This window comes from Streptomyces sp. NPDC002324 (assembly GCF_053593335.1).
Genome location: NZ_JBSFCF010000017.1, coordinates 164,491 through 176,579, shown reverse-complemented (window position 1 = coordinate 176,579; position 12,089 = coordinate 164,491). Strand labels below are relative to the sequence as shown.

Annotated in this window: 10 protein-coding genes; 7 read left to right on the top strand and 3 right to left on the bottom strand. The window is 73.7% G+C overall.

Annotated features, from left to right (window positions below; translation table 11 throughout):
* The first annotated feature begins 364 nt into the window (after positions 1–364).
* The 3 genes from ACWCRJ_RS23045 (at position 365) to ACWCRJ_RS23035 (ending at position 4,018) form a co-directional block, all read left to right on the top strand.
* The gene (locus ACWCRJ_RS23045) at positions 365–2,581 is read left to right on the top strand and encodes an MMPL family transporter (protein ID WP_450941032.1); all 2,217 of its coding nucleotides are present in this window, start codon (positions 365–367) and stop codon (positions 2,579–2,581) included.
* A gap of 116 nt (positions 2,582–2,697) precedes the next feature.
* Positions 2,698–3,258 carry a TetR/AcrR family transcriptional regulator gene (locus ACWCRJ_RS23040; RefSeq protein ID WP_450941031.1) on the top strand — a complete coding sequence of 187 codons (561 nt, stop codon included), beginning with the start codon at positions 2,698–2,700 and terminating at the stop codon, positions 3,256–3,258.
* Positions 3,259–3,364: 106 nt separating this feature from the next.
* Positions 3,365–4,018, top strand: coding sequence for a TetR/AcrR family transcriptional regulator (locus ACWCRJ_RS23035; protein ID WP_450941030.1), 654 nt, complete (start codon positions 3,365–3,367; stop codon positions 4,016–4,018).
* Between the two features lie 125 nt (positions 4,019–4,143).
* On the opposite strand, the gene ACWCRJ_RS23030 is transcribed toward ACWCRJ_RS23035, so the two are convergent.
* Positions 4,144–4,788 carry a TetR/AcrR family transcriptional regulator gene (locus tag ACWCRJ_RS23030; protein WP_450941029.1) on the bottom strand — a complete coding sequence of 215 codons (645 nt, stop codon included), beginning with the start codon at positions 4,786–4,788 and terminating at the stop codon, positions 4,144–4,146.
* A 130-nt stretch (positions 4,789–4,918) separates the two neighbouring features.
* Between ACWCRJ_RS23030 and ACWCRJ_RS23025 the strand changes: the two genes are divergently transcribed.
* On the top strand, positions 4,919–6,544 hold the full coding sequence (locus tag ACWCRJ_RS23025) for an MFS transporter (protein ID WP_450941028.1): 1,626 nt from the start codon (positions 4,919–4,921) through the stop codon (positions 6,542–6,544).
* Positions 6,545–6,571: 27 nt separating this feature from the next.
* Here the strand turns inward: ACWCRJ_RS23025 and ACWCRJ_RS23020 are convergent, their stop codons facing one another.
* Complete coding sequence (locus ACWCRJ_RS23020; protein ID WP_450941027.1) at positions 6,572–7,495, bottom strand: LysR family transcriptional regulator; 924 nt, start codon at positions 7,493–7,495, stop codon at positions 6,572–6,574.
* 70 nt (positions 7,496–7,565) lie between these two features.
* On the opposite strand from ACWCRJ_RS23020, the gene ACWCRJ_RS23015 reads away from it, so the two are divergent.
* Both ACWCRJ_RS23015 and ACWCRJ_RS23010 read left to right on the top strand, forming a co-directional pair.
* The gene (locus tag ACWCRJ_RS23015; RefSeq protein ID WP_450941026.1) at positions 7,566–8,582 is read left to right on the top strand and encodes a cyclase family protein; all 1,017 of its coding nucleotides are present in this window, start codon (positions 7,566–7,568) and stop codon (positions 8,580–8,582) included.
* Positions 8,583–8,591: 9 nt separating this feature from the next.
* Positions 8,592–9,065 carry an N-acetyltransferase family protein gene (locus tag ACWCRJ_RS23010; protein ID WP_450941025.1) on the top strand — a complete coding sequence of 158 codons (474 nt, stop codon included), beginning with the start codon at positions 8,592–8,594 and terminating at the stop codon, positions 9,063–9,065.
* 7 nt (positions 9,066–9,072) lie between these two features.
* Here ACWCRJ_RS23010 and kstD read toward each other — a convergent pair whose 3' ends face one another.
* Positions 9,073–10,872, bottom strand: coding sequence for a 3-oxosteroid 1-dehydrogenase (gene kstD / locus ACWCRJ_RS23005; protein ID WP_450941024.1), 1,800 nt, complete (start codon positions 10,870–10,872; stop codon positions 9,073–9,075).
* A 276-nt stretch (positions 10,873–11,148) separates the two neighbouring features.
* Here kstD and ACWCRJ_RS23000 point away from each other — a divergent pair, with 276 nt between their 5' ends.
* Entirely contained in the window at positions 11,149–12,051 is a 903-nt protein-coding gene (locus ACWCRJ_RS23000; protein WP_450941023.1) for an alpha/beta fold hydrolase, read from the top strand.
* Positions 12,052–12,089: the final 38 nt, after the last annotated feature.

The following is a 12,089-nucleotide window of genomic DNA, read 5'->3' as shown; positions in this document are numbered from 1 at the left end:
CGGGCCCACGGGGCTGCCGCACCTGGCCCACGGGGCTGCCGCACCTGGCCCACGGGGCTGCCGCACCTGGCCCACGGGGCTGCCGCACCTGGCCCACGGGGCTGCCGCACCTGGCCCACAGGGCCGCCGCACCTGGCCACAGGGCCGCCGCACGTGGCCCACGAGGCCGGCGCCCGGGCTTCAGTGGGAATACAGCGCCGTGCCCGATGCTGGCCGTCGCGCGTGACGGTCGGCGGGAGCGTCCCGGCCGATGCGGACACCGCGCCCGCCCGCGTGCCCCCCACCAGCCCGTCCCGGGCAGCCAGCGCATCCTCCACGGCCCTGCGGATCACGGCCCGCAGGCGGGAGGAAGAAGGAAGGAAACATGTTCTCCGCTCTGGGCTCGGCCCTTCACCGGCGAAGGATCGCCGTACTCCTCCTGTCCCTCCTGGTCACCGCCCTGGCCACGGTCTACGGCGGCACCGTGGCGGAGAAACTCTCCAACGGCCTCTCGGACTACGACGACCCGGGCGGCGCCAACGTCGCGGCCCGCGAGATCATCGAACGGGCCACGGGCAGCGACCCCCAGCAGGGCCACGTCCTGCTGGTACGCACCGACGAGCGGGTCGAGGCGACCACCGCCCCGCCGAAGGCGGTCACCGCCGCCGTGGCGCTGCTGCGCTCCCGCCCCGAGGTCGAGTCGGTCGTGGACTACACCTCCCCCGACGGCGCCGCGCTCATCGCCCGTGACGGGCACAGCACCGTGGTCGTGGGCTCCGTGGGGTCCCTGACGGACGCCGAGAGCGTACGGGCCGAGGCGGAGCTGCAGAAGGCCGTCGAGGACGATCCCGCCCTGCGCGGCCGCACCTGGCTCGGCGGCGCCACTCCCGGCCACGTCCAGGTCGCCGAGGTCTCGGACACCGATCTGACCCAGGCCGAACTCCTCGCCACCCCGGTGATCGTGGTGGTCCTCTTCGTGGTCTTCCGGGGTCTGGTCGCCGCCCTGATCCCCCTGCTGGGCGGCATCGTCTCGCTGCTGCTCACCATGGCGGGCCTGCGCGTCGCCACCGAGTTCACGAACGTCTCCACCGGCGCCATGAGCCTCGCCTTCGCCCTGGGGCTCGGCCTGTCCATCGACTTCGGCCTGCTGCTCGTCTCCCGCTACCGCGAGGAACTGGCGGAGCGGGGACCGGGCGCGGAGGCGGTGCTGCGCACCGTCGCCACCGCGGGCCGCACCGTACTGTTCAGCGCCCTCACGGTGGCCGCGGCACTCGCCGCGCTGACCGCGTTCCCGCAGCCCTATCTGCGGTCCATGGGCCTGGCCGGCGTCATCACCGTGGTGTCCGCCGCGCTGTTCGCCCTTCTCGGGCTGCCCCCGCTGCTGGCCGTCCTGGGCAGGCGGGTCAACTCCCTCGCCCCGCGCGGCTGGCAGCGTACGGCCGGTGCCGCGCGGGCCACCGAAGGACGCTGGTACCGCCTGGCGCAGACCGTGATGCGCCGCCCGGCGGTGTTCGCGCTGCTGGCCACGGCGGTGCTGCTGGTGATCGCCTCGCCGCTGCTGGGCGTCCGCTTCACCGGCGTGGACCCCACGCTCCTGCCCGAGGAGACCAGCGCGGGCAAGGTGGCCGCGGTGCTCGACGAGGAGTACGACTCCCGGGCCACCTCACCCCTGCAGATCGTCCTGGAGACCGGCGGCGCCCCGGACACCTCCCGGCTCGGCGACTACACGGAGCGGATCGGCGCCGTACCCGGCGTCGAAGCGGTGGGCACCCCCGTCGAACTGGACGACCGCCACTGGGAGATCGACGCCGTCCTCGCCGAGGACCCCCTGTCCGACACGTCCCTGGACGCCGTCGACGCCGTCCAGGACCTGGCCGCCCCGTACCCCGCCCGCCACACCGGCCGGACGGCGGACTTCCTGGCGCAGCGTCAGAGCATCGCCGACAGCCTGCCCCTGGCCGGCGGCATCCTGGTCGGAGTCACCCTGCTGCTGCTCTTCGCCTTCTCCGGCTCGGTGGTGCTGCCGCTGAAGGCCCTGCTGATGAACCTGCTGTCCACCGGCGCCGCGTTCGGCTTCCTGGTGTGGGTGTTCCAGGACGGCAATCTCGGATTCTCCGCGCAGACCGGGCTGGAGGCCACCACGCCCGTCCTGGTCTTCGCGCTCGCCTTCGGACTCTCCACGGACTACAACGTCTTCCTGCTGAGCCGGATCAAGGAGGCCCGGGCGCAGGGCCTGGACAACCGTGAGGCGGTGGCCCAGGGGCTGTCCCGCACCGGCGGGATCGTGACCTCGGCGGCCGTCCTGTTCTGTGTGCCGGTGGGCGCGCTGGCGATGTCCCGGCTGGTGTTCATCCAGGAACTGGGCCTGGGCGCGGCGTTCGCCGTCCTCATCGACGCGACCGTGGTCCGCGCCTTCCTCGTCCCCTCCCTCATGGCCCTCCTCGGCGCCGCCAACTGGTGGGCCCCGTCCCCCCTGCGCGCCCTGCACCGCGCTCTCCGCCTCGACCGGATGGAACACTCCCCCGCCCCCGCCCCCGATTCCGCCCCCGCCCCCGCTCCGGCTCCGGAGGCTCCGGACAAGACCTCCGCACCCGTCGCCTGACGGTTAGCGGCCGGGCGGCGCGACTCGGGTCCGGGGCCGTAGGAGGCCCCGGACCCGAGCGCCTCGTGATCAGCGAAGAACCCACGCGTCCACGACGACGAAAGGCCGCCCGCCCCATGCCGAAGGTCACCGAGGCCCATCGAAACGCCCGTCGCCGGCAGATCCTGGACGCCGCCCGCTCCGTGTTCGCCGAGAAGGGGTTCGTGCGGGCCTCCACCGGCGACATCGTCGCGCGGTCCCGGCTGTCCAGCGGGGCGATCTACAGCTACTTCCCGAGCAAGGACCATCTCGTGCGGGCGGTGTGTGAGGACACCATCCACCGGGCGCTGGACCACGTCACCTCGCCGGACCTGTCCGCGTCGCCGGAGCGCGTCCACGCCACCGGCGACGGGCGGGAGCACGCGCGGCTCATGGCGCAGATCTGGGGCGAGGCGGCGGTCTCCCCGGGCCTGGCGGAACAGGTCCGCCGCCATCTGGCCACCGCCCACGCGAAGGCCGCCGACCTCATCCGCGACGAACGCACCGGGCACGGACTCTCCGACGACCCGCACGCCACCGGCGCGGCGAACGTGCTCCTGGCCCTCCTCACCGGATACACCCTGCGCCTGGCCATGGGCGACGACGCCGACCCCGACGAGTTCGGCCGGGCGATCCACACGCTCATCAAGACGCCCTGACGGCCGGTGCGGGGCCCCACCCGGACCCCTCGTGACAAACTGGGTGGCCGTACGACGTCCCCGCCCCGCCCCGAACCGATCCGATCCGATCCTCCGAGGTTGTCCCGTGACCAAGCCCGTGGCCCGCGAGCCGCTGCGCCGTAATTCGCGGTCCAACCGGGCGCGCATCCTGGCCACGGCCCGTGAGGAGCTGGGCCGCGACCCCGACATCACGCTGGAGGAACTGGCGCGGGCCGCCGGGGTCGTGCGGCGCACCCTCTTCGGTCACTTCCCGGGGCGGGCGGCGTTGCTGGAGGCCCTCGCCGAGGAGGCCGCCGAGACACTGCGGACCACGGTGGCGGCCGGACCGGATCCGACGGAACCGGCGGAGCGGGCGCTCGCGCAGTTCGTGTTCTCCCTGTGGCCGGTGGGGGACCGCTACCGCATGCTGCTGGCGCTGGCCCGGCGGGACCTCGGCTCCGAGCGCGTCGCCGAGGTGCTGGCACCGGCCCGTGCGGCCGCCGCGACCATTCTGGAGCGGGGGCAACGGGACGGGGTCTTCCACTCCCACCTGCCACCCGCCGTGCAGAGCGCCGGCCTGGAGGCGATGCACGTCGCCCTCCTGGAGGCCGTCAACACCGGCGCGCTGGAGGACGACGGGCGCCTGATCGCCACCGCCACCCTCATCGCGGCCGGCGTCCCCGAGAAGCGGGCGAGCGCGGTGGTCGAGGAGGTCGCGGCACAGACGTTCGTCGGCCCGGTCCCGGTCGAGGACGCCTGAGGCCGCGAGCCCTGCCCTGCCCCATCTCGTCCCAGGAGGCCTGACGCGGCCGCCGTTCGCCCGGATGTGAGTGCCCGTCAGGAGTTTTCGGCAGGGGCGACCGGGTTTCGTCCGCGGCGCCCCGGTCACCCGCATGCCGTCGGACCGCCGGCCTTCGCGGCGGCGGTGTCGGGCGCGACCCCGACGGCGACCAGGGCGGCGACGGCGGCGCCCGTGCCGTCGTCGGACCACACGCCGCGGTCGACGCAGTCGAGCAGGGTGAGCAGCTGGGCCTCGACGGCCCGGCCGAGCGGACCGGGCGGGAGAGTGGTCGGGAAGGTGCCCTGCCGCTGACCCTCGGCGAGGACACGGGTGACCGAGTCACGCAACGGGGCCAGCAGTTCGTCGACGCGGTCGGCGCCGAGCCCCTGGCGGACCGGCCGGACGAGAGAGCGGAACCGGTCGCCGATCGGCCACACGGCGAGGACGAGCCGTGCCAGGTCGGCCGCTGCGTCCCCGGTCGTGGCCGGGATGCCCAGGACCGCGAGCCGGAGCGCCTCCGCGGCCTCCGCCGCCAGCCCCTCGACCAGCGCGGCGCGGCCCGGGAAGTGGGCGTGGACGGTGCGCCGGGCGACACCGGCGGCCCGGGCGATGTCTTCGAGACGGCTGCCGGGGTCCCGGGTCAGCTCCCGCCGGGCCGCCTCCAGGATCCGGGCGCGGGTGGCGCGTGCGTCACGGCGCCGTGCCGGGAGGGGCGTCGGGCGCGATGGCTGGGCGGGCCGGGCGGTCACACGGCACCTCGGAGGGGACGGGGAGGGGGGCACCTCGATAGTTGCACACTGGTGGGCAATAAACTAACCTGCACATCGATGGGCAATTAAGTGATGCCGCCCGTCCTCCCCGTCCCCCTAGGAGCTTTCGATGCCCTTCCTCGCGACCACCCCCGTGGAGAAGACGACCGGGCCGTACGCACGGCGCTGGTGGGCGCTGCTCGTGCTGTGCCTGAGCCTGCTGATCGTGGTGATGGCGAACACGTCACTGATCGTGGCCGCCCCCGACATGACCACCGACCTGGGCCTGAGCAGCAGTGACCTGCAGTGGGTCGTGGACGGCTACACCGTCCCGTACGCGGCCCTGATGCTGGTCCTGGGCTCGATCGGCGACAAGTACAGCCGTCGCGGGGCGCTGGTCACCGGTCTGGTGATCTTCGCGGGCGGTTCGGTGATGGGCAGCCTGGTCGATGAGACCGCGCTGGTCGTCGCGGCCCGCGCGATCATGGGCGTCGGGGCCGCGGTCGTGATGCCGGCCACCCTGTCGCTGCTGGTCGCGACCTTCCCCCGGAGCGAGCGGGTCAAGGCCATCACCGCCTGGACCGCCACCTCCGGCCTGGCGATCGCCGTCGGCCCGCTGGTCGCCGGCTGGCTGCTGGAGGACCACGCCTGGGGCTCGACCTTCCTGATCAACGTGCCCATCGCCGTGGCCGCCGTCGTCGGCGCGCTCGCCCTGGTGCCGCCGTCGAAGGCGGAGGGCATGGGCCGGATCGACTACGTCGGCGGTCTGCTGTCGATCGTCTCCGTCGGCTCCCTGGTGTACGCGGCCATCGAGGGCCCGCACTTCGGCTGGGGCGCCGGCCCCGTCACCGCGGCCGTGGTCGCCGGTGCCGGTCTGGTCGCCTTCGTCGCCTGGGAGCTGCGCCACCCGCACCCGATGCTGGACGTCCGCAGGTTCGCGCTGCGGCCCTTCAGCGGCTCGATGCTCGCGGTGCTGTTCTTCTTCTTCGGCACGTTCGGCGCGATCTACTACTCCACCCAGTTCCTGCAGTTCGTCCTCGGCTACGACGCCCTGGACACGGGTGTACGGCTGCTGCCCCTGGCCGGCGCGGTCTTCCTCGGCGCCGTGGTGACCGGGAAGCTCACACCGAAGCTGGGCGTGAAGGCCATGGTCGTGACCGGCATGGTCGTCGGCACGGCGGGCGTGTTCCTGCTCACCCGGATCGACGAGGGCTCGACGTACGTCGACTTCCTGGCGCCGATGATGATGCTCGGCTTCGCGATCGGGCTGAGCGTCTCGCCGGCCACCGACACGATCATGGACTCCTTCCCCGAGTCCGAGCTGGGTGTCGGCGGCGGCGCCAACGACACCGCGCTGGAGCTGGGCGGCGCGCTGGGCATCGCGGTGCTGGGCTCGCTGCTCGGCACGGCCTACCGGGACGAGCTGACCGACCTGGTCGGCAACCGGCTGCCGGTGGCCGCGATGGAGACCGCGCAGGACTCGGTGGGCGGCGGACTGGCCGTCGCCGAGCGCGTCGCCCAGGACCCCTCCGCCGGTCCCCGGCAGGCCCAGGCGATCGTGGACGCCGTCCACCAGGCCTTCGCCCACGGCGTCGCCCAGACCAGCCTCGTCGGCGGGATCATCATGGCCGTCGGCACGGTGATCGTCCTCGCGGTCCTGCCGGGCCGCCGCGCGTTCGGCGGGAAGGCCGAGCAGGAGGCCGAGGCGGCGACGGGCGAGAAGCGCGCGCCGGAGCACGCCGAAGCCGTGCGGTAGAGCGGCCTGCCTGCCGGCCGCGCCCGGTCAGGGCGCGGCCGGCAGCCCCAGTCGCACCGCGGCGAGCCGGAGCGCCTCGACCAGGGCCGACGTCCGGGGCTGCGGGCCGGACGGCGAGGCCGGCCAGACCGCCGCGATGCGGCGATGACCGGCGACCGGGACCGTCGGGAGGGCCACGGTCTGCGGCGGGGCGTCGGTCAGGGCGAGCGTGGGGACGACGGCCGCGCCGAGGCCCGCCCGGACCAAGGCGAGGGCCGTCGGGAACTCCAGGGCGGTGTGCGCGCGGCGCGGGGTGAAGGCGTACTGGGCGGAGATACGGGCCAGGGCGCGACCGCAGGCGGTTCCGGGCGGGGCGGTGACCCAGGGGCGCCCGGCCAGATCACTGACCGAACGGGGCGGCGGCGACCAGTCGGCGGGAGTGATCACCCGGTACGCGTCGTCGGCGACCGGCGCGGACGCCAGGTCGCGCCACTGCTCGTCCGGGTCGGGATCGTCGCCGTCGTACTCGACGACCAGCAGGTCCAGCCCTCCGGTGCGCAGATCGCGCAGGGCCTCGGCGCCCTCCGCCTCCACCACCCGCGGTTCCAGCCCCGGATGGGTGCGGGCGAGGGCGCCGAGGGCGGGGACGAGCAGATGGCACACCGCGGAGGAGAACGCGGCGACCGTCACCGGCCCCGTCGAACGGCCGGTCAGCTCGGCCAGCTCCCGGCGGGCCTCGGCCAGTTCCCGCTCGATGCGCTCGGCCCGCGCCGCCAGCAACCGCCCCGCCGGGGTCAGCCCCGCCCGGCGCCGCGAACGGTCCACCAGCGGCTGCCCCACCTCCCGCTCCAGCCGCGCCAGATGCTGCGACACGGCCGAGGGCGTCAGATGCAGCACCTTCGCCGCGTCCACCACCCCACCGCGCAACGCCACCGCACGCAGGACGCGCAGCCGGCGAGGATCCAGTTCCATAAGCCGCACTGTAGTGCCGCTTCAGTAAATCTTGCTTGTGGTGAAGTGGTACTGCAGGGAGGATCAGGGCATGAGCGAGCACAGCGATGACCAGGGCGGAAGCGCCGTACGGCACGGCGACGGTGACCGGAGCGGGGCCGGCGGGCAGTGGCGGATCCGGTTCGACGCCGAGGTGGTCTTCGGCAACGGCGGCGGGCTGGAGACCCGGGGTTTCCTGCTGGACGTGGCGGACGCGGAGATCGGTGACGGCGAACTGGCCGAGCTGTTCGTCCGCCACCTCGGACTGCTCATGGTCGACAAGGTGCACATCAGGAGCCGGGAAGCGGTGCGGGAGCCGCACAAGGGGTCGCGGGGCGTGACGGACACCGCCGGCGTGCCGCGCGAGCCCGTACGGGGGGAGGGCGCCCGCCGGATCGTCGACCTGAGCCACACCATCCGGCACGGCATGACCACCTACCCCGGGCTCCCCGGCCCCGAGATCGGCGAGCACCTCACCCGGCACGCCTCACGGGAGGTCTACGCGCCCGGCACCGAGTTCGCCATCGGCCGTATCTCGATGGTGTCCAACACCGGCACCTACCTCGACAGCCCCTTCCACCGCTTCGGCGCCGGACACGACCTCGCCGCGCTGCCGATCGACAGCTTCACCGACCTCGACGGCGTCGTCGTACGCGTCCAGGACACCGGGAGCCGGGCCGTGGACCGGGAGGCGCTGCTGCCGTACGACGTCTCGGGGCGGGCCGTGCTGATCCACACCGGCTGGGACCGGCACTGGGGCACGGACCGGTACGGGCACGGCCACCCCTACCTCACCGCCGGCGCCGTCGCACTGCTCGTCGAGCGGGGCGCCGCCCTCGTCGGCATCGACTCCCTCAACATCGACGACACCGACGACGGCACCCGCCCCGCCCACACCGGCCTGCTCGCCGCCGGCATCCCCGTGGTGGAACACCTGCGGGGCCTGGACCGACTGCCCCCGCGGGGCTTCCGGTTCCACGCCGCGCCCCCGGCCGTCGAGGGCATGGGCACGTTCCCGGTACGGGCGTACGCCCTCCTCGACGACGGGCCCGGCGCGGACCCTGCCTAGGCTGCCCCCATGACCGATCTCGACATCAGGCGCCTGGACGCCACCGCGAGCGACGAGGACCTCGAAGCCTGGCGGTACGTCCACAACACGATCATCCCCCCGCATCAGCTCTCGCTCGACGACGTCCGGCAGCGGGCCGCGCGCAACGACCTGGAACTCGCGTACGCCGACGGCGTTGTCGTGGGCAACTCCACGGTCCGCCCTCCCGGCCCGGACACGGCGACGGCCATGGTCATCGCGCGCGTGCTCGCCGAACACCGCGGGCGCGGATTCGGCGAGCGCTTGTACGAGCGGGCGGTGCGGCGGGCGCGGGAGCTGGACGCCCGGGTGATCGAGACCTGTGTCCTCGCGTCCAACGAGGACGGCCTGCGGTTCGCGCTCGGCCACGGTTTCGTCGAGACCGAGCGCTACCTGCTGGACGGGGACACGATCCCGTACATCGACCTCCGGCTCCGGGAGACGGTGGCGGACGACACCCCCTAGCGCGCCCCTAGAGCTTCCCCGCGATGTCCATTGCGGCCACGTAGCCGAACGTCATCGCGGGCCCGATCGTCGACCCGGCGCCCGCGTAACTGCGGCCCATCACGGCGGCGCTGGCGTTGCCCGCCGCGTACAGACCGGCGATCACCGTGCCGTCCGGGCGCAGGACGCGGGCGCGGGCGTCGGTGAGGAGGCCGCCCTTGGTGCCGAGGTCGCCCGGGACGATGCGCAGGGCGTAGTAGGGCGGCAGCCACAAGGGCGCCAGGCAGGAGTTGGGGTGCACGGACGGGTCCGTGTAGTAGTGGTCGTACGCGCTGTCGCCCCGCCCGAAGTCCGTGTCGTCCCCCTGCCGGGCAAGGGAGTTGAAGCGGTCGACGGTGGAACGCAGGGCGGCGGCGGGGACACCGATCGCACCGGCCAGCGCGTCGATCGTCCACGCCTTGTGGGCGGCCCCGGCGTCGTACCACTCGTCCGGGAACGGGAAGGTCGGCACGATGTCCTTGAACAGGTACCGGTTGCGGTAGTTCTGGTCGACGATCAGCCAGGCCGGGATGTGCGAGGCGGACGACGTGTCCTTCTCGTACATCGTGTGGACGACGTCGCTGTACGGCCCCGCCTCGTTGACGAACCGCGCACCGGCCCCGTTGACCAACAGCCCACCGGGCAGGGTGCGTTCGGCGAGACAGAACCAGGCCTGCCCCGGGGTGTCGATCGCGGGCCCCCACCAGGCGTCGTCCATCAGCGCGAGATCGGCACCGGCCCGCTGACCCGCCCGGATCCCGTCCCCGGTGTTCTCCTTCGCCCCCACCGTCCACCGCGTCCCGACCGGCTGCTCCTGGTACTGCGCCCGCATGGCCGCGTTGTGCTCGAAGCCGCCGGAGCCGACGACGACACCCTTGCGGGCGCGGACCAGGCCGGTGGAGCCGTTCCTGGTCACGACCGCCCCCGCCACGGCCCCGTTCTCCATGTACAGGTCCGTCAGCGGGGTGTTCAGCCACACCGGCACACCGGCGCCGAGCAGTCCGGCCCGCAGCCCGCCCGCGAGCGCCTGGCCCATGGTGAGCGGCTTCTGCCCGAGCAGCGCGGCCTTCGTCCCCCGGGCCAGGCACTCGGTCGCGACGGCCAGCCCCTTCGCGCTCACGGTGGTCAGCGCGAGCCACTTGTAGTCGGCGCTGAACACCACCATCCCGGCCGGCGTCGCCAGATAGGCGGGGTTGAGCCGGGCCAGCTCCTCGCCCAGCAGGTTCCCGTCGAACTGGTCCGGTTCGACGGACCGCCCGTTCGGCAGCCCGCCCGGCAGCTCCGGGTAGTAGTCGCTGTACCCCTCCATCCACCGGAACCTCAGCGGGCTGTTGGCCATGACGAACGACAGCATGGCGGGCCCGTGGTCGAGGAAGGCCTTCTGCCGGTCGGCGGGCACCTCGTCACCGACCACGGCCGCGAGGTACTGCGCCGCCTTGGCGGGTGTGTCCGGCACCCCCGCCGCCTTGATCACGCTGTTGTTGGGCAGCCAGATCCCTGCCCCCGACCGCGCCGCCGACCCCCCGAACGTCGGCGCCTTCTCCACGACGACACAACTCAGCCCCTGCTTCGCCGCCGTGAGCGCGGCGGTCATCCCGGCCGCGCCGGAGCCGACGACGACCACGTCGTAGGTGCCGAGGACCGGCGGGGCGGCGGCCGCGGCCGGACTCCCCACGACCCCACCGGCCGCCACGGCGGCTCCCGCCCCCGCGGCCGTACCGAGCACCCGCCGCCGACTGGGGCCGGCCTCCGCCCCCGTACGTCTCTCAGGATCCGCGCTCTTGGACATGCCGGACGCTCCAGCCTCACGAAGGGACGGTGGCCGTGCTGCCGCCCCGGCGGCGACGGTCCCGTTCGCGCCGGGCGGTGTGCGGAGCCTCGAATCTGACGGGCAGGGGTGGTGAAGTCAAGACGTGTACTGACGCTTCATCAGATTCTGCTGCTCAGGCCCTGCTTGGGCCCTGCTCAGGCCCCATTTGACCTGCGTATTCGTTTCGCGGGGTAGGCGCGCGGGAAATGTTCGGGCAGCGTGGTCCCGGTCTGCGGACCGAGGGAGGGGGACGCTGTGCATGACCTCGTACGGACGCCGGACCACGTCCGGACGGCCGACGGGCGTCGGTTGCGGGTCGAGTGCGCGGGGGATCCGGGCGGACGGCCGGTGTTCCTGTTGCACGGCATGCCCGGGAGCAGGGTGGGACCGAGACCACGGTCCATCTTCCTCTACCACCGCGGCGCCCGACTGATCAGCTACGACCGCCCCGGGTACGGAGGTTCGGACCGGCGACCGGGACGACGGGTCGCGGATGTCGTGGGGGACGTCGAAGTGGTCGCCGACGCGCTGGGGCTGGACCGCTTCGCCGTCGTGGGCCGGTCCGGCGGGGCACCGCACGCGCTGGCCTGTGCCGCTCTGCTGCCCCACCGGGTGACCAGGGCCGCCGCACTCGTGACGCTCGCGCCGCAGGACGCGGAGGGACTCGACTGGTTCGCCGGCATGGCCCCGCACAACGTCCGTGAGTTCCGCTCGGTGCTCACCGACCCCCGGGGCTTCGTCGCCCAGCTCATTCCCCGGTCGGCCGCCATCCGGTCCGACCCCGCCCGGCTGCTCGACGAACTGCGCGGCGACCTCACCGACGAGGACCGGGCCATCGTCTCGGACAACGGCATCCGGTCGATGCTGCTGCGCAACTACCACGAGGCGCTGCGGACCTCGCCCTACGGCTGGATCGACGACGCGCTCGCGCTGACCGGCCCCTGGGGTTTCGACCCGGCGGGGATCCGGGTCCCCGTCCTGCTCTGGCACGCCGGAAAGGACGTCTTCACCCCCTCCGCCCACTCCTCCTGGCTCGCCGACCGCATCCCCGGCGCGGTCACCGTCTACGAACCCGCCGCCGCCCACTTCGCCGCGATCCGGGCCCTGCCGGGCGTCCTGAGCTGGCTCCTCACCGCCACGGAGCCGGCGGCGGCGTGAACGGGCCGCTCGCGCGGTCCGCCGTGACGCGAAGAGGC

Excerpts from the sequence above, each read along its gene's own strand:
- ACWCRJ_RS23045 (WP_450941032.1), top strand. The coding sequence starts at position 365 with ATGTTCTCCGCTCTGGGCTCGGCCCTTCACCGGCGAAGGATCGCCGTA.
- ACWCRJ_RS23040 (WP_450941031.1), top strand. The coding sequence starts at position 2,698 with ATGCCGAAGGTCACCGAGGCCCATCGAAACGCCCGTCGCCGGCAGATC.
- ACWCRJ_RS23025 (WP_450941028.1), top strand. The coding sequence starts at position 4,919 with ATGCCCTTCCTCGCGACCACCCCCGTGGAGAAGACGACCGGGCCGTAC.
- ACWCRJ_RS23020 (WP_450941027.1), bottom strand. The coding sequence starts at position 7,495 with ATGGAACTGGATCCTCGCCGGCTGCGCGTCCTGCGTGCGGTGGCGTTG.
- ACWCRJ_RS23015 (WP_450941026.1), top strand. The coding sequence starts at position 7,566 with ATGAGCGAGCACAGCGATGACCAGGGCGGAAGCGCCGTACGGCACGGC.
- ACWCRJ_RS23010 (WP_450941025.1), top strand. The coding sequence starts at position 8,592 with ATGACCGATCTCGACATCAGGCGCCTGGACGCCACCGCGAGCGACGAG.
- kstD (WP_450941024.1), bottom strand. The coding sequence starts at position 10,872 with ATGTCCAAGAGCGCGGATCCTGAGAGACGTACGGGGGCGGAGGCCGGC.